This window comes from Streptomyces sp. NPDC051582, from assembly GCF_040681715.1.
Classification (GTDB): Bacteria; Actinomycetota; Actinomycetes; order Streptomycetales; family Streptomycetaceae; genus Streptomyces.
This window is the reverse complement of record NZ_JBFAZJ010000020.1, coordinates 117,850-134,124: the sequence shown is the minus strand read 5'-3', so window position 1 is coordinate 134,124 and position 16,275 is coordinate 117,850. Positions and strand designations below refer to the sequence as shown.

Here is a 16,275-nt window from a genome sequence, read left to right as displayed (position 1 = left end):
TGGGGACTCGGAGCCGGGATCACCCGAAGGTCGATGCGGCCCCTGCGATGCCGGGACCGTAGCGAAGGCGCGCCCTGTCGAGGGCAGCCTCAAGGCGGAGAAGTTTCTCGTCGCGATCGTCGAGCGTGAGCTGGTGGACGGCGTACTCGGCGGGGCGAAGGCGTTCCGCTCGTAGGGCGAGCGCGCGGACCCGGGCACGTTGGAGCCCGAGGCCGGCGAGGAGGTCGCGGGCGGCGGCCGCCAGGGCGGGGGTGTGGGCGGTCGGTTCGGTGAGGCTGCGGGTGCGGGTGGTCTGGGTGCGGTCGGCGTAGGTGACGGTGAGCGTGAGGGCCTGGGTGATCTCGTCGGCCGTGCGCAGCCGGGCGCCGAGCTCCTGGACCAGGCCGAGGACCGTGCGGTGGTGCCGGTCAGGGTCGAGCTCGTCGCCGTCGAACCGGTGTCCGGCGCTCATGGTCTTGGGGGCGGCGCCCGGGACGACGGGGCGCTCGTCGCGGCCGTGAGCGAAGTCGTGGGCTTGCCGGGCCGGTCCGGTGCCGAGGATTCGCTGGAGCGTGGGAAGCGGGGTGTCGGCGATGTCGGCGACGGTGGTGATGCCGTAGCGGGCGAGGGTGCGGGCCGTCTTGGGGCCGATGCCGGGCAGGGCGGCGGCCGGCTTCGGGCGCAGGAACGCAGCGATCTCGTACGGGTCGTCGGCGACCACCGTGGCGGCGCCGGGCGGGGTGGCGTCCGCGGCCATCGCCGCGATGCCGCGCGTGGGACCGGCGCCGGCCGAGCTCTGGACGCCGTGGAGCGCGAGCAGGCGCAGGCGGAGCACGGCGATGAGACCTTCGACATCGCGGTCCCAGAAGGTGAGGGCGCCGGTGAGGTCGACGTAGGCGGACCAGTCGGCGGGCAGCGGCTCGATGCGGGGGCTGATGCCGTCCAGCACGGTGAGCAGGTGGCCGTACAGCTCGTCGTTTCGCTCCGCGGGATGGAAGTGGATCCGCAGAATCGCGCGCGGCCGCGAGTTCCTGGCAGGGGTCATCCGGCGCTCCCTTGGCTCTTGTGCCCGAAGCGGGTGAGGTCGGCTGATCGGCTTCCGGCGGGCTGAAGATCGCTCCAGGGGTGCATGAGAGCGCCCGCGGTGCCGACGGGCATCGTCCGCGGCGGGCCGGCCTGGGCGGGGGTGGGCGCGGGTGCCTGGCCCAGGAGGTCAAGGACGGCTTGCGGCCCGTGGGTGGCGCGGGCGGCGGCGAGCTCATCGAGGTCCCAGACCATCTCGCCGACCACGGTGCGCCTCGGCCCACGGGCTTCGATCTTGCCCCTGACCAGGAGTAGGCCGTGGTGGAAGACCGTGTGCGCGCACCGTTCGTGGGAGTCCTCGAAGAAGGCGAGGTCGACGAGTCCGGAGCCGTCTTCGAGGGTGACGAAGATGATGCGCTTCCCGGACGCGATCGGCGGAGTCTGGGTGGAGGCTCGGACGCCGGCGACAAGGACGCGCTGTCCGGGATGCATCGCGCGCAGGTGCTTGGCGTCGGTGGCGCCGATCTCGCGCAGCAGCCGGTGGTGGTCCTCCATCAGGTGCCGCGAAACGTCGATCTTCAGGACGCCGAGCTCCGCCTCCAGCCGCTCGCGTGCGGTCATCTCCCGCAGCCCGGACGGGCTGGCGGCGTCTAGCGGGGTGTCCAGCTGCAGCTGCCCGACGCCCGGCCGGCTGCGGGTCTGGCGGTGGAGCTCGGTCGCCTGCAGCAGCAGGTCCCGCCGCGACGACTCCCCCTTGAGCGGGTCGAGGGCGCCGATGCGGATGAGGCGCTCGACCGTGGGGAGCTTGGGGTGAGCACGGGCGTAGAAGTCCTGCAGCGAGGTGAAGGGCTGGCCCTCGGCGATTCTCGTGACCTCGTCGTCCGAGATGCCGTGCACCGATGCGAGGGAGATCCGCACGCCCCAGCCGGATGCGGTCCGCTCGACCGTGTACTGCGACTGCGAGAGGTTGATGTCCACGGGCAGGACGGGGACGTCATGACGGCGGGCGTCAGCGACGATCACCCGGGCCGGCCACATACCCGGGTCGTGTTCCAGCAGCCCCGCGTAGAGCGCGGCGGGGTGATGGGCCTTGAGCCACGCGGACTGCAGCGCCGGCACGGCGAACGCCACCGCGTGCGCCCGGCAAAATCCGTAGGCCCCGAACGACGAGACGATCTCCCAGACGTTGTCCAGCACGGTCGGGCTGTAGCCGCGGGCCCCGGCGAGCTGCCGGAACCATGCCTCGACCTTCACCAGGCGCTGCTCGTCGCTGAGCGCGCGGCGGGCCACTTCGGCCAGCGCGCGGTCGCAGCCGGTCATGACCGCCAGGATGTCGATGATTTGTTCGTGCCAGATCGTCACCCCGTACGTATCGCGCAGGACCGGTTCCAGGTCGGGGTGCGGGTAGACGGGTGCGGCGCCGTGGCGGGCGGCGATGAAGAGCGCTGGCATGCCGCCCTGGACCGGACCCGGGCGGAACAGGGAGATGTCCGCGATCACGTCCTGCGGGCCGCGGGGCTGGAGCCGGCCGACGAGATCTTGCTGGCCGGGCGACTCGAGCTGGAACATCCCGACCGTGTCCGAGTTCTGGATGAGCGAGAAGGCGAACCGGTCGTCGAGCGGGACGTGGTCGGCGTTGTCGAGGTCGATCGCACGGCCGGTCGTGCGGCGGATCTCTTTCACGGCGTGGGCCATGGCGGACTGCATCCGGACGCCCAGGACGTCGAGCTTGAGCAGGCCCATGTCCTCTACGTCCTCTTTGTCCGCCTGGAGCATCGGGTACTCGCCGCCCGGCGTGGGCTGCACCGGCAGCCGGTCCAGGAGGCTCACGTTGGAGAGGATCACCCCGCACGGGTGCATCGCGATTCCGCGCGGCAGGGCGTCCAGCCCTTCGGCGAGCTCCCACAGCGGCCCGAACTGCTGCGCCTCAGCAGCGAGTTGCCGCAGCTCGGGGAGCTCGGCGAGGGCCGAGCGGATGTCGCAGGCGCGGATGTGCGGGAAGGACTTCGCGATCCGGTCCACGGTGGCCGGCGCCAGGCCGAGCGCGAGGCCGGCGTCGCGCAGGGCGTGCCGGGCGCGGTACGTCTCGGGCATGCCGGTGACCGCGACGCGCTCGCGGCCGAAGCGGGCGATGATCCGGTCGTAGACCTCCAGGCGGCGCGCGGACTCGACGTCGACGTCGATGTCCGGCAGCGACGCCCGCCGCTCGGACAGGAACCGCTCGAACAGGAGTCCGTGTTCAAGCGGGTTCGCGGTGGCGACGAAAAGCGAGTGGTTGACCATGGAGCCGGCGCCGGAGCCGCGGGCTGCGACCCGGATGCCCATGTCCCGCACATCGGCGACGACTTGGGCCACGGCAAGGAAGTACGGCTCGAAGTGCAGGCGTCCGATGATGCCGAGCTCGTAGTCGAGCTGGTCCATTGCGCGCTGGTCGCGGTCGAGGCCGCGGGCGATCATGCCGCTCTCGCACCGCTGCCGCAGCAGCCGCATGGCTCCGTCCGGCCCCGGCTCGGCGCCGACCACGGAGGGCTCGGGGAAGTGCGGGACCCCGAGCCCCAGGTCCCGGGCCGGGTCGACGTCGCACGCGTCCGCGACCAGGGCGGTGTCGGCGATCAGCCGCTCGGCGCGGCGCCGGTCCGCCCCGGCGGCGACCGCCACCCGCTCGGCGATCTCGGTCATTGCGGGCCCGTCCTTGAGCCAGCGTTCACCGCAGTCCAGGCGCCGCCGGTCGATGGGCCGCAGCAGCCGGGCCGCGTCCAGCACGTCCGCGATCCGGTGCTGGGTGGGGTCGGCGTAGCGGACGGCGTTGGTCAGAACGGCCGGGATGGCAAGGCGGTCGGCGAGCGTCAGGGTGTGCGCGGCGAGGCGGACAGAGCCCGGCCCGGTGCCGGACAGGCCCCAGCACACGATCTCCAGCCGCAGTCCGTCGCCGGTGATCTGCCGCCAGGGGGCGAGGAGTCGTTCGGCGACGTCCGGGCGCCCGGCGGCGAGGGCGCGCAGGGGCTCCGACGCGGGACCGAGCAGCACCGTCAGGCCGTCGCCAGCGTGCTCGGCGAGCATCTCCCACGACGCTGTCGGCGGCCTGCCCGCGGGGAAGGCTTCGGCGTGGGCGCAGGACACCATCCGGCACAGCCGTGCCCACCCGCTCGCATCCCGGGCCAGGAACGTGGCCCGGAAGGCGGCCTCCGTGACATGGGCGCCGCCGCGCACCGGGGCCCGGTGGCGTCTCTCGGCCGGCGGGACATGGGCGGCGACGCCGAGATCGACGCCGAACACAGGCTTCACTCCGGCGGCCGCGGCGGCCTTCGCGAAGCGCACCGTGCCGGTGACCATGTCGCGGTCGGTCAACGCCACCGTCCCGATCCCGCGTTCGGCGGCCCGGGCGACGAGGTCGCGCGGATGCGAGGCGCCGTAGCGGGCCGAAAACCCACTGCTGACGTGTAGGTGTGGGACGCCTCCTCGCATGACACCCTCCGCCCAGATACCCCCAAACCCGTACCAACTGATCCGGCCACTCTCGACTGTATCGAACATTAATTCGAACATGCGATTTCCGGACATCACTGTTCGGCCATCCAGGCGCCGCGAGGGAGGCGCACGGAGGGGCAGGACCACCATGTCTGAGTACGTGACGCACGCGATCTGAGTAGCCGGTCAGCTGTGCGGCGCCGGCCGCCCACATTGGATGGGGGCATGAACGCCTCCGCACCCGCCTCCGCACCCGCTTCCGCTCGCCTTGCGCAGTCTCTGTCGCCGAGGGAGCGCACACGACTGTGGGCCGCTCTGGCCGCACTCCTGTTCGTGCCGGCAGCCGTGGTGACCGGGATCCTGACGCTGGCCTCGGAGCAGGCCTCCCGGTGCGTGACCTACGGCGAGCAGTGCACCCCCGGCCTGCCTGGCTGGGTGTTCGAGTGGAGTGCGGGCGTCGGCGCGGTGGCGTTGCTTGTCGCACTGGCCGCGCCGGCCGTACGGATACGGCAGGCAGCGCTCACCGTCCAGATGCTCGCCGAGGGCACCGCGCTGCTGGTCATCCTCAGCCACGCCTGAGCCAGCAGCAGGCGTACGCGCATCCGGCCGCGTGTCGGCGGCACCGCGTCCCTGCCGCCGGCCGAAGGGCGGGCATGGGGCGGATCGCGTAGGAGTGGAGGGTGCACCTCTCGCCGCCCGTCGAGCCCATGCTGGCCCGCTCCGTGACCACGCTGCCGCGCGCCGGATCAAGGCCGCCACTGTTCGAACAGAAGGCGGACGGTTACCGCACCCTCGTCTTCGCCCGCCCGACGCCCTACATCCAGTCCCGGCGTGGCGCGGACCTCGGGCCGGCGTTCCCGGAGATCGTCCGGGCCGCGACCGCCCTGGGTGCCGAGGCGGTCCTGGACGCCGAGCTGGTGGTGTGGAGCGAGCACGGGCTCGATTTCTCCGCCCTTCAGCGGCGAGCCCGCCGCCGGGGAGCGACCGCAGAACATGCCGCCCGCCAGGAACCCGCCCACCTGATCGTCTTCGACCTCCTGGAAGTCGCCGGAACCGTCCTCCTTAACGAACCCCTTCACCAGCGCAGGGCTGCCCTCGAGGACCTCTTCACCTCGCGCCGGCTGGCTGCCCCCTGGGCCCTGTGCCCGCAGACCTCAGACCGGGAAACCGCGTTGTCCTGGCTGGACCCGGCCTGGGGCACGGCTGGCATCGAGGGCGTCATGATCAAGGACCCGGGCTCCCGGTACCGGCCCGGAGAGCGCGGGTGGCAGAAGCTGCGGACGCGCACGACGGCGGAGGGGATCATCGGAGCAGTCACCGGAGCCGTTCACGCGCCCAAGAGCCTCCTGTTCGGCCGTCTCGACCCCGCGGGCCGGCTCCAGCTGATCGCCCGCTCCACACCGCTCTCCCGGCCCGCGTCGGCCGAACTGGGCGCCGCCCTGCGCCCCGCCGGGCAGGAGCACCCCTGGTACGGCCGTCGCTTCTCTGCCGGGTGGGGCGCCTCCGAGCCGCTCATCTTCCAGCTCGTCGTACCCGACCTCGTCGCCGAGATCGATGTCGATACCGCCGTGGACCTGGGAACGTACCGGCACCCCGTGCGCTTCCTGCGACTTCGCGACGACATGACCTCGGAGGACGTCTAGGTTCCGGGTGCTTCGCCATCCTGCCCGGCCTGATGGAACGGGCACGTCACCAGGACACGCCCGCGCATAGGCGGTGGCTCACTCCACGAGGCCCCTTTCGGGGCCCTGGCGCGCTGTGGGTCAGAACAGGACGGGCCGGGGCTGGTGAAAGTAGCCCGTCTCCTGGGCTGCGGCGATGGCCGCGGCGGCCGGGCTGTCTCCGCCGGCCGGGATGTGCGGATAGACGCAGTCGACAAGGTCGTACGACTGCGCGTCGCCGCACCCGGAGCCGACCACCGCGCAGACCGGCGAACTGTCTCCGCCGGCCTCGGTCCACACGCCGGGCCAGTCGGGATGCTGCTCGGTCACATGCACGGCGCAGTGTCGGCACTGGACCTTCTGTTCCTTGCCGGTCAGCCGTCTGGCGGGCCGTGCCTGGGCCGCGTCGACAACGTGCGGCACCCTCTGCAGCGAGTCCATGCCGCTCAGGAGCGAGCGTTCGCAGGACGGCCCGAACTCGTTCTCCACGCTGACCCACACGTCCGGCCAGTGCGGGTGCCGGTTGGTGACCGGCATACCGCAGCCGGCGCAGCTGTGCGCGTCCAGACCTTGTTCCTGGAACAGGGCGAAGACCTCTGCCGGCAGAGGGTCGCAGACGCTGCCGGGGCCATCCGCGAGCGGTGGGAGGGCGAACAGCGGCAGGTCCTTCTCCGCAAGCCGTACGTCCTCCCAGGTCTCCAGCCCGGCCACGGGCACACTCTGTGTCCAGCCGACGCGGGGCACGCTGGTGGTCGACGGCCGCTGTACGACCTCAAGGTCGGGGCGGCGCAACCCTGCGGGCACATACTCGGACAAGGCCCGGCGCAGCTGCTCGACGGCCTGGTCCCGGTCCTCGGCGCTCAGCCAGGACGTCTTCACCAGCTCCCGTAGGTAGCCGCGCGGGTACAGCGTCACCTCGTACCGCCAGCCGTCCTCGCCCCGGCGCAAGCCCCGCTCGTACTCACCGGAGTCGTCGAACGCGAAGCACGACAGCAGACCGCCGGCTTCCTCCGCCGCTGCGAGCGCTTCGGCGACCGTCGCGAAGGAGTCGGTGAAGTCACCCCACGGCGTGCTCATCGGCCCGTAGTCGTCCATGGAGGTCAGACGTGGCATCTGCGCCGCCAGCGCGTTGAAGACGGCGGTGTTCCGCGATGCAGCGGCCGTGCGCTGCTTCGCCTGCTTCGCGTGCTTTGCCGCCCGCTTCTGCTGCGCCCTTTTCCCCATCATGCCTGCCTGTGTCGAAGATGTGGATCTCTCGCCGGTTCAACTGCATGGCGGGCTGTTCGTCACGTGACGCGGACGAAGAGTGCCTGTGTGGCCGCGTCGAGGTGATGGATGGGTGCGGTCGTGCACACGGCCGCACCCATCGGTGTGGGTGTTTCAGTTGGTACGCGGCGGGGTCATCCGGGCGTGCAGCAGGGTGCTGCGGGTGAGTTCGCTGCCCTGCCTGTGGTCCTCGTTGAGGAGTGCGGTCAGGCCCTTGGGCGCCTTCCAGTGCTCGCGGAGGTTGAGGGTGGCGCCGAGGTCGTCCAGGAGGGCGTCGAGGACCATCGCGGCTTCGCTGGGACGGTCGCCCCCTCCGTTGCCCCACCACAGGTGCTCGGATGGTGTGCACGGGGCGGGGTGGACGTGGTCGTCGCTCGTCAGGACCCACACCGTGTGGTGCAGCACGACCGAGGTGAGTTCCGCGCCGCCCGCCGGAAGAGACAGCGGGGCGTAGAAGCGCCACACCGGCCTGCCTCCGTCGTCGGGGGTACGCAGGACGGGCATGTCGGTGAGCGGGTCGATGAAGAAGGCGTCCGCCTTCTTGCCCTGGGCGAGGACGACGTGGGCGGCGGTCGGGTCGCACATGGTGAGCCGGCGGGTCCACCGGTCGGTGATGGTGCCGGTGCTCACCGGCACCTCGGCGAGTGCTCCGAACGGCAGCAGGTCGGGTTCGCGGCCGACGGCGACTTCGAGAGCCGCAACGGCGTCCGGGTGATTGCTCAGGGCGAGCTTGCTCCAGCCGGCCTTGAGGACGTGGCGCTCGCCCCCGACGGGCAGGGGGTGGTGGCTGGTGTCGGGTACGGCGGCGATGGCAACGGGATTGGGGGTTTTGCCGTATCCCTCCTTGCCGAAGATCTCGTTGTCGTGCGTGGTGTGGTCGATGCGCTCGTTGCGGATGTCGTTGGCCATGTCCGTCGCGGCCAGGTGTGAGGTGACGTCGAAGGCGTCGTTGCGCGCTGCGCGGCGCAGGACCTTCTCGTTGTCGTTGGGCGGCACGTCCACGACGGCCGCCGGAGCACCGGGCTTCCATTCCCGGATCAGCTGGGGCAGGCGCAGCAGGTGGGGCCACCAGGGCAGATCCTGCCCGGCGAGTGCGGCGACGTCACTCCAGTCGGCTTCGTACTCGATGCCCGGGTGCGCGGTGTCGGAGGCGACCAGGGAGGGCCCGCGGAAACTCATGTCCCCGTACAGGGCGCAGACGGTGACCACACCGTCCGGGTTGCCGGACGCGGCAAGGGCGGAGGCGACGTCGGTGGCGACCTTCCGGTCGTCGCAGTGCACGACGCGGATCGTGCCCACAGCGGTGTGCCAGTCCAGCGCCGGCCCGCGAACCGTGTCCTGGAATCCGGCCCACCGGCCTGCTGGAAGGTCCGTCTCACGCGGGCGCAGCAGGACAGCGCCGCGGTGCGTGAACTCCGGGGTGTCCGCCGCCCACCGGTAGACCTGGGTACCGTCCCAGACCTCCTCGGGCTCCTTCTTCTCGCCGAACCCCGCGAACGGGTTGTACGGCGGCTCGGTCGGCTCTGGGAAGTCGTCGTACTTGCGTACCAGGCGCCACAGCCCGAAGGAGTTGATGCCCAGGATCTTCTGGACATCCGCCCTGGACAGATAGCTGTCACTTACGCCCATACCGCTGCTCCTCACCGTCCCCAGGGCCGAGGTGGCCCAGGCCAGATCATGGGGCGGACCGGACGAGCAGCAGGCCAGAGCCGCTCTTCCTGCCCTGTTTCCCACCCGCATTGGCCGAGAAGGTGCTGTTGGTGTCGCGGGATCAGGCGCCGTGAAGGACTGCAAGCCGGTACAGGTCACGGCACTCGGGAGGGTGAGCAACCCGAGGTGGCCCCGGCCCGTATAGCGCAGCCCGTACGCTTTCCCCGTGACGACCGCCCCCGCCCCGCATGCTCTCCAAGACCTTCTGCGGCGGGCCCTGCTCGCCTTCGACGCCCGAGCCCTGCACACCGGCGGTGAGGCCGGCGCTCATACCGCTGTGTTCCTCGGCGACCTGGCCGCGGACCTCCTGCCTGCCATGGACGCCGTCGAAGACGAAGCGGCTCGCGAGGAGCTTGCGGAGGCGTACCGGTGCCTCTCGCTGGCGGGTGAGAACCCGCTCCGGCAGAGCTGCACGGAACGCGAGGCGATGGTGAACATCGCCGTCCACGCCCTGGCCCGGGCCGTGTTGCGCCGCGACACCGGCAGGACCCCGTCGGAGGAGGAGGTGCACGAGCTGCTGAGCAGTCTGTGGACGGCCTCGCTGCTGGCGTGGGCGCAGATCTTCCCCGCCCATCTGGACGGCGGGTCACCGCCGTGCGCCTGCGGAGCTCTGGGCACGCGCCCGGTCATGGCCCCGGCGACTGGGGCCTGAGCGGTGCGGCGAGCCTTCCCTGAGATCTCCGGCCGCGGGCTCGCCGCCCTCGGGACCGAGCTGCCAGCCCTGGCTGCGATCCGGGTGGCCCTGACCGGCGGCCGCAGCGGGAAGTTCCACGTCCCCCACCCCGACCTGCGCCGCTTCAGTTCCGACGCATGCCGGTTCGCCAAGCCGGCCGCCGAGGCCTCCACTCATCCGCTCGTCGAGGTCTTCGCGCAGATCTGCAAGAAGTGCGACATTGTCCTGCCGAAGGCGCCCGATGCCCTGTGGCGGGCGGCCGCTTTTGCCGCCCAGCGTCAAGACCAGCTGGACCGCTGCCGCACCGACCGGGAGCCGCAGACCTGGCTCGGGTACGCGCGGCACGCCGCCCGGTGGGCGCCGGGTGACGACGAGCAGTTCCGGCGCTGGCTGGACACCGCCCGCACCGATTCCAGTCTGGCCGCCGATGCCGCCGTGCTTGCCGACGCCTGGCAGCAGCTGGCAGCCCGGTTCCGTGGGTTCCTGGAGGAGTACGCCGCCCAGTGCCCTGAGGTCGAGGCGTACAACGGCGCCCGGGACGCGGTGCGACGCTGCGCCGACACCGATGAGCGCCGGGAGCTGGACCAGATCGGCGCGGCGGTCGGCAATCTCTCGCGTCGGCGGGCCCGGATGTACGAGCCGGAACCGCGCCTGGACGTGTGGACTCTGGTATGTGGGGTGTGGCTTGCGGCCCGCTCGCGCGGCCGTGGCGCCGAGCAGTCCGCCGACCTGGCCCGTGCCGCCGTCGCGGACGAGCTGAAGGGTGCCCGGGTGCGGGACGTCACCCGGTTGCCCGTGCCGCCGCGCACCCCTGGCGACCGGCACGCAGACCCGGCAGCGTGGGCGGACGCCGAGCTGGCCCTGTGGTGGCCGCAGGCCGTGACAGCCGCATGCACTCGCCTTGAGGAAGAGTTCGAGGCAGAGTCCGCCGCGATGTCCGCGCGGCTGCTGCTGGTACGCGACTGGCCGCTGACCGGCACCCGCGACACCCCGGTCGCTTACCTGGCCGCCTCCCCCGTACTGGGCCCGGTCGTCCCCCACGGGCACCGCGAGGTCGACGACTACGTGTCCTGGAGCGGCGGCGACACCGCCGGACCGTCCTACGCGGCGGTCGTTGCTGCCCCGGCGCACCTGGTGGCGAAGCTGGAACGGGAACAGGCAGCCCAGTTCTCCCACTACGAGCCGCGGTTCACCGCCGGCGGGCCGGTCACCGGCGGCGGGGCAGACCAGGTTGCAGCCGAGGCACTGCTGCGGCAGGCGTTCCCGTTCCTGCCCGGCGACGGTGACCGCGAGCCGTCCACTCCGACGGACGAGGTCCTCGAGCAGCGCCGCGCCCGGCGTGCGGCCGACCGGTCGTGGCGCGACGGGGCGGGCGAGGAACGCACCTACCGCATCGCGAGCGCCCTGCGTGACGGGTACGGCTGCTGGATTCCCGACAGCCCCCAGGCCCCGGCCGAGCTGGAGGAGATGGTGCCCTGGCTGCGCTGGAGCGCGCTGCGCCTGGACGTGCTGTGCGGCCGTGACGCCGAACAGGCCTCGTGGGCCACCCTGTTCGGGACGCTCGAAGCCGTCGACAGCGTCGGCATCGCACTCAACCCCGGCGGCCGGCACCTGCCGCTACACGTCCCCGTGCACCGGATCGTCGCCCTGACCGGCGCTCCGCACTGGGAGCGCAGCCAGCGACCCCCCGCACTGTGGCAGCCCTACCAGCTGCTCCCCACGCCATCCACAGATTCGGGCCGCGAGCCCGCCCGCCTTCGCGTCGTACCGGGATCCGACGGCGCGCGCTGACGGAACTGCGCCGCCCGGCCGGGGAATGAGAGCCGGGTCACAGCCGTAGCGTCCAAACGTGGACGACGGCGCACCCCTCCCGTGGCCATGATCAGATCCTCACCCGCGACCAGGAGGGGGTACCGCTGTGCCGGTCCTGCGCCAGATCACCACCTGCACCGCACCGTCGACCGTCGTCGTCGAACGCCGCACCCGGGCACGGGACCGGCCGGTGGACTACCGGCTGGAGGTCTGCCGCCGCCACCGGTGGTTGGCGGACAGCTGGACCGGCCGACGCGGCCCTGAGGGCGCTGGCGGGCGGTGCGGCACCGTCACGGACTACCGGCCCTTCACCGCGATCCTGCAGTCCCATACCGAGCTGTGGCTCCAGGCGTTAACCACGAACTCTCCCGAAGACCACGGCGGCGACCTCGCGGCCTCGCTCCGAGCGGGATTCGAGTGGCTGACCACCTACCGGGAGCCGACCGGCGTGGCCATGGCACTGGAACACGCGGCCCGGATCGCCGAGGCGACCGCGGCCGGCACGTTGCAGCCGGCCGAGGGCCAGGCGCAGGTCCTGGCCGCGCTTAGCCTGGCGGAGACGCTCGACGCCGGCGCACGGGGAGCATGAGCCGGCGCCGAACGAGACCGAGGGCCTTCGGGTTCTGCCACCCGGCGGCCCTCGCCGGGCGCGTTGTAGGTGCTCCGCGGAGACGCACCGGAGGGAGTCGCCTCGGCGGGCCGTAGGGTCGAAGCAGACCGGCCCGTCACGGGGAGGCCGGGCTGTGCACGTAGGAGTGTCGTTTGTCCGCCCTCACCGTTGCTCTGACCGCCGCCGTCGGAGCCCTGGCCGGTGCTGCCGCCCGCCCAGCGGTCTTCGCCCGCTCGGTCCCGGCGCCCGCGCCTGCCCGCAGCGCCTGCCCGCACTGCGGCAACGCCGTCCTCGGGCGTCGACTGCCCGTACTGCCCGTCTCCGGACGCTGTCCGGCGTGTGCACGGGCGATCGGACCGCGCGCCCTCGTGCCCGAGGCGGTGGCCGCCGCCGCGTTCGCCGTCGTCGCAGCCGGCGGGGCGAGCGGCTGGTTCGCTGCCGCCCAGTACTGGGTCGCCGCGTGCGGTGTCGCCCTCGCGCTGATCGACCTCGCCGTGCAACGGCTCCCCGACGTGCTCACCCTCCCCGCCTGCGGCGGGACGCTCATCCTGCTCACCGCAGCCGCGCTGGCCGGCGAGACCGGAAGCCTTGGCCGTGCGGCGGCCGCCGCCGGCGTGCTCACCGCCGTCTTCCTCCTCATGGCGTTCTCCGGCGCCATGGGACTCGGCGACGTCAAGCTCGCACCGGCCGTCGGGGCGCTCCTGGGCTGGAGCAGCTGGACGGCCCTGTTCTGGGGAGCAGCCGCGGGATTCGTCGTCGGCGCGGTGTTGGAGGTGGCACGGATGACGGCCCGTCGCGCCCGACGCACGCACGTCTCCTTCGGCCCCTACATGGTTATCGGGGCCCTCGCCGTCTCCGTCACCGCAGCCTGACCGTCGCCGCGGGGCTCCCGGAAATACAGCTTCCTGTAATAGCTCTTCCTGTATATCGATTCCCGGAACGGCCTCCACCTGACACCACCGTTCCGGAATGCGGTTTCACGGAATAAACCGAGCCTGGTCAACTCCTCTGCTCAGCCTGAAGATCGGATCCGGAACGACGACGAACCTGTCGCGTTCCGGATTCCTTTCTCGCCCGCCTTCATCGCGCCGCATGAGCACCGCGGTGAAGAAGCCTTGCGCACGCGGCGAGCGAATTCTGGCCGACGACACCAGGAAGAGCCGCACATGAACACCCTCACCCGCCGCGTCGCGACCGTGGCATCCACCGGCGCGCTGCTCCTTGGCGGCGCCGTCGCCACCGCCTCGACCGCCAGCGCCGCGACGGTCGGCAGCGGCGCCTGCACCCACCAGATCAAGATCAACACCGACGTTTACACCACGGTGAAGTTCCGCACCGGTCCGGGCACCGGCTACACCGCCACTGGGCAGCTCTCCAAGGGCACCGACGTCTACTGGCAGTGCAACAAGGGCAGCAACGGCAAGCCGGGCGCCTGGGGCTACGTCACCGTCAAGTCCGGCGCGCACAAGGGCCAGAAGGGCTGGGTCGCCGCTCAGTACATCAACGTGCCCATGCAGTTGGACTGACCCTCCCCGGCCGACGGAGACCACCGACTCGAGCTCTCCCGGCCCACCAACGCCTGAGCCGACACCTCGGGCAGGCTCAGGACGACGCAACGGCGGCCCGGCCTCTGTGATCCCGGGCCGCCGTCGGCGTACCCGCACGCGGAGGCCGACTTCCACCTCGCAGCCGGCCTTCAAGCTATCGCCCACTGTCCGCTGCGGCCTGAACATGCCCAGCCGGGGCAGGCCCGATGGCCGTCGAACTGCCTGATTAGAGCGCTTTCCGGTCATCCCTCCACGTACCGGCCTGGTTCATCAGGCGTTTCAAAGAACGTCAGCGGGAAAGTTGTACCTACCAGGCAGTAGGCCTCTAAGGTTCCGCCCAGCACACCAAGTTGTTGACCCGCTCGTGGACGAGCACACACAGGAGCGGACCGCATGCTCGCGATGCGACCAGCCACACCAGAGGACCGATGCGCCCTCGAGGCCATGATCCAGGCCCGCTCCGAATGGATGAAGAGCAAGCAGCTGTCGAACTGGTCCAGCTGGGGACAGCACGTTCAAGACCTTGCCGGCAACTGCACTCGGCGGGACGGCGATATGTGGGTGCTGGTAGAGGACCACCGCCGCATCATCGGCTGCACCACGATCCTCCGGACTGCGGCTCCCTGGGCCTGGACGACCGCCGAAGCTGAGGAGACCTCCTTCTACCTCAACGGAACGGTTACGGACCCCGCCGAACGGCACCGCAAACTCGGAACCCTTATCGCCGACTGGGCCGTCGACCGTGCGGCTCGCGAGAACATCAGCTGGGTACGACGGGACTGCACTTCACCGGCCCTCGCCGCCTACTACGAGAAACAGGAATTCAGCCTCGTACGTGAGGTCTCTACACCCGGCGGACGTACCTCATACGCCTTCGAGCGGAAGTCCGAGCGAGTGGCGTCCCTCGCCGGATGGCTCATCACGGGCGAATCTCCGACCGCGATTTCCAGAGGACGGGGAGATAGCCTCGCAGGGACTGCGAGATCGAATGCCGCCGAGGCCCGACGATTCCTCTCACGCTCCCTCCGCGGATCAGCCAAGACGCCCGTAGCGATCAATTAATGACTGCGTTAAGCCGCAGATCACTGGCCGAGGGACTGACAGAACTTCTCTGTACTCACACTGTCGCCTGGTGCGAATACCCGCTACAAGCAGCGACCGGGCCGTCCCCAACGGCCCTGGGGACGGCCCGGTCGCTTGAGCACGTTGGGACGGGCTAGAGATCGAGCAGGAAGTCGAAGTCCGTGTCCTTCGCACCAAGCAGCCAGGCCTTCGCCTCAGCAGGAGTGAATACCTGGGGCAGCCGCCCCGGGTTCTGCGAGTCGCCGATCAGAACGTATCCGTCCTGGACGGCAACCTGGACGCAGTTCCCGCCGCCGCCGCTGTACTGGGACACCGTCCATTCGATCGACGCCAGGTCGAATGAGGACGGGTCCGGCTTCGATGTCACTGTTCTAGCTCCTTGATTCTTTTCTCGAGGCGCATGCGCGTCTCTGTGGGGTCCAGCGCCCGCTCCCACAAGTTGGTGAAAGCCGCGGTGTAGCGCTGTACGTCTTCATCACCATCGAAGTACACCGAACTGACCATGGTCTCCACCCACACAACCTGACGGGCAGCTTCGGGAAAGCCCATGAGGACGAACGCGCCTGCAGCTCCCGGATGCAGGCCGATCGAATCCGGCAGGATGCGGATGGTGTTGCGATGTTCCTCGGACTCAGCGCGGATCCGCTCCAACTGGCGTCTCAACACTGCCCGGTCGCCGATGGTGTCGCGGAACGCGCTCTCGTCCACGAGAGCACGAAAGTCCTTCGGTGCACCACCTCGGACCTGCTGCTGTCGGTCCATGCGAACGTCAACGAGGGCCTTCACCTCTGCAGGACGCAATTCGGGCCGCATCCGGCTGATGACGATCCGGGCGTAGTCCTCGATCTGAAACAGTCCCGGCCACACGTCGCGCTCATAGTTCCAGAGCTCAGCAGCGCGTCGCTCCATCTTCAGGAAGCCCTCGAACTGCATAGGGCCAAGAAGGTTGGCGTTCCTCCGCCACAGTGCGGGGCGCGGACGGCCAGCCGGCGTGGTGTCTGCGTTCAGGAGAGCCTGAATTTCGGAGCTCTCCGTGGCGCTGGCCTGATAGCACTCGAGCAGCGCCTCGACGAGATCGCGGGTGACACGGCGGCGCTGTCCCCGCTCCAGTCGGCTCAGACCGCTGTTGTCGATCTTGACACCGCGTCGATGCAGCACTTCGTGGCCCGCAACGTCACCTTGGGTGAGGCCGCGTCGTTCACGCAACTCCTCAAGGCGCAGGCCGACTTCGCTGAGGGTCAACGACCACGGCGTCTTCGCTTCTGGCATGGTGGCCAGTCTGACGGCTCACCGGGCTGCCTACAAGCAATATGGTCGAGCAATTTGCTCGACCATATTGCTAAGCGCTCACCCGAGGGAGCATCCTAGCCAGGGTCACGAAGTGTGCAGCACCTGTCGCCATGCGTGGAGACCGTCCCGCTGCTCTGCTGCCCGTACACGCCC

Annotated in this window: 14 protein-coding genes; 8 read left to right on the top strand and 6 right to left on the bottom strand. The window is 70.6% G+C overall.

The genetic code is table 11. The features are described from left to right. Nucleotides 1–19: 19 nt before the first annotated feature. Entirely contained in the window at nt 20–1,024 is a 1,005-nt protein-coding gene (locus tag AB0M92_RS25180) for a helix-hairpin-helix domain-containing protein (RefSeq protein WP_366104550.1), read from the bottom strand. Beyond that, a complete protein-coding gene (gene dnaE, locus AB0M92_RS25175) occupies nt 1,021–4,467 on the bottom strand; it encodes a DNA polymerase III subunit alpha (RefSeq protein WP_366104549.1) in 3,447 nt (1,148 codons plus the stop codon). Before dnaE ends, AB0M92_RS25180 begins: the two co-directional genes overlap by 4 nt. Nucleotides 4,468–4,695: 228 nt before the next feature. Between dnaE and AB0M92_RS25170 the strand changes: the two genes are divergently transcribed. Together AB0M92_RS25170 and AB0M92_RS25165 are read left to right on the top strand one after the other, a co-directional pair. Further along, a complete protein-coding gene (locus AB0M92_RS25170; RefSeq protein ID WP_366104548.1) occupies nt 4,696–5,049 on the top strand; it encodes a hypothetical protein in 354 nt (117 codons plus the stop codon). Nucleotides 5,050–5,150: 101 nt separating this feature from the next. After that, the gene (locus tag AB0M92_RS25165; protein WP_366104547.1) at nt 5,151–6,113 is read left to right on the top strand and encodes an ATP-dependent DNA ligase; all 963 of its coding nucleotides are present in this window, start codon (nt 5,151–5,153) and stop codon (nt 6,111–6,113) included. Nucleotides 6,114–6,233: 120 nt separating this feature from the next. Here AB0M92_RS25165 and AB0M92_RS25160 read toward each other — a convergent pair whose 3' ends face one another. Beyond that, entirely contained in the window at nt 6,234–7,358 is a 1,125-nt protein-coding gene (locus AB0M92_RS25160) for a hypothetical protein (protein WP_366104546.1), read from the bottom strand. A 153-nt stretch (nt 7,359–7,511) separates the two neighbouring features. Then, complete coding sequence (locus AB0M92_RS25155; protein WP_366104545.1) at nt 7,512–9,026, bottom strand: hypothetical protein; 1,515 nt, start codon at nt 9,024–9,026, stop codon at nt 7,512–7,514. 247 nt (nt 9,027–9,273) lie between these two features. Between AB0M92_RS25155 and AB0M92_RS25150 the strand changes: the two genes are divergently transcribed. From AB0M92_RS25150 to AB0M92_RS25125, 6 genes are all read left to right on the top strand, one after another. After that, nucleotides 9,274–9,759: a hypothetical protein gene (locus tag AB0M92_RS25150; protein ID WP_366104544.1), complete on the top strand. Its 486-nt coding sequence runs from the start codon at nt 9,274–9,276 to the stop codon at nt 9,757–9,759. 3 nt (nt 9,760–9,762) lie between these two features. Further along, nucleotides 9,763–11,571: a hypothetical protein gene (locus AB0M92_RS25145; protein ID WP_366104543.1), complete on the top strand. Its 1,809-nt coding sequence runs from the start codon at nt 9,763–9,765 to the stop codon at nt 11,569–11,571. A 127-nt stretch (nt 11,572–11,698) separates the two neighbouring features. Next, nucleotides 11,699–12,181, top strand: a complete 483-nt coding sequence (locus AB0M92_RS25140; RefSeq protein ID WP_358830563.1) for a hypothetical protein — start codon at nt 11,699–11,701, stop codon at nt 12,179–12,181. Nucleotides 12,182–12,354: 173 nt separating this feature from the next. Then, nucleotides 12,355–13,074: an A24 family peptidase gene (locus AB0M92_RS25135; RefSeq protein ID WP_366104542.1), complete on the top strand. Its 720-nt coding sequence runs from the start codon at nt 12,355–12,357 to the stop codon at nt 13,072–13,074. 294 nt (nt 13,075–13,368) lie between these two features. Continuing rightward, nucleotides 13,369–13,728 (top strand): SH3 domain-containing protein, encoded by a 360-nt coding sequence (locus AB0M92_RS25130; RefSeq protein ID WP_199845120.1) that lies wholly within the window; start codon nt 13,369–13,371, stop codon nt 13,726–13,728. A 489-nt stretch (nt 13,729–14,217) separates the two neighbouring features. Continuing rightward, entirely contained in the window at nt 14,218–14,811 is a 594-nt protein-coding gene (locus tag AB0M92_RS25125) for a GNAT family N-acetyltransferase (RefSeq protein ID WP_366104541.1), read from the top strand. A 154-nt stretch (nt 14,812–14,965) separates the two neighbouring features. On the opposite strand, the gene AB0M92_RS25120 is transcribed toward AB0M92_RS25125, so the two are convergent. Beyond that, nucleotides 14,966–15,199, bottom strand: coding sequence for a DUF397 domain-containing protein (locus AB0M92_RS25120; RefSeq protein ID WP_103546323.1), 234 nt, complete (start codon nt 15,197–15,199; stop codon nt 14,966–14,968). After that, complete coding sequence (locus AB0M92_RS25115; protein ID WP_366104540.1) at nt 15,196–16,101, bottom strand: DUF5753 domain-containing protein; 906 nt, start codon at nt 16,099–16,101, stop codon at nt 15,196–15,198. Before AB0M92_RS25115 ends, AB0M92_RS25120 begins: the two co-directional genes overlap by 4 nt. Nucleotides 16,102–16,275 lie beyond the last annotated feature (174 nt).

Coding starts and splice junctions, on each gene's coding strand:
- AB0M92_RS25180 (WP_366104550.1), bottom strand. CDS start 1,024: ATGACCCCTGCCAGGAACTCGCGGCCGCGCGCGATTCTGCGGATCCAC.
- dnaE (WP_366104549.1), bottom strand. CDS start 4,467: ATGCGAGGAGGCGTCCCACACCTACACGTCAGCAGTGGGTTTTCGGCC.
- AB0M92_RS25170 (WP_366104548.1), top strand. CDS start 4,696: ATGAACGCCTCCGCACCCGCCTCCGCACCCGCTTCCGCTCGCCTTGCG.
- AB0M92_RS25160 (WP_366104546.1), bottom strand. CDS start 7,358: ATGATGGGGAAAAGGGCGCAGCAGAAGCGGGCGGCAAAGCACGCGAAG.
- AB0M92_RS25155 (WP_366104545.1), bottom strand. CDS start 9,026: ATGGGCGTAAGTGACAGCTATCTGTCCAGGGCGGATGTCCAGAAGATC.
- AB0M92_RS25130 (WP_199845120.1), top strand. CDS start 13,369: ATGAACACCCTCACCCGCCGCGTCGCGACCGTGGCATCCACCGGCGCG.
- AB0M92_RS25125 (WP_366104541.1), top strand. CDS start 14,218: ATGAAGAGCAAGCAGCTGTCGAACTGGTCCAGCTGGGGACAGCACGTT.
- AB0M92_RS25115 (WP_366104540.1), bottom strand. CDS start 16,101: ATGCCAGAAGCGAAGACGCCGTGGTCGTTGACCCTCAGCGAAGTCGGC.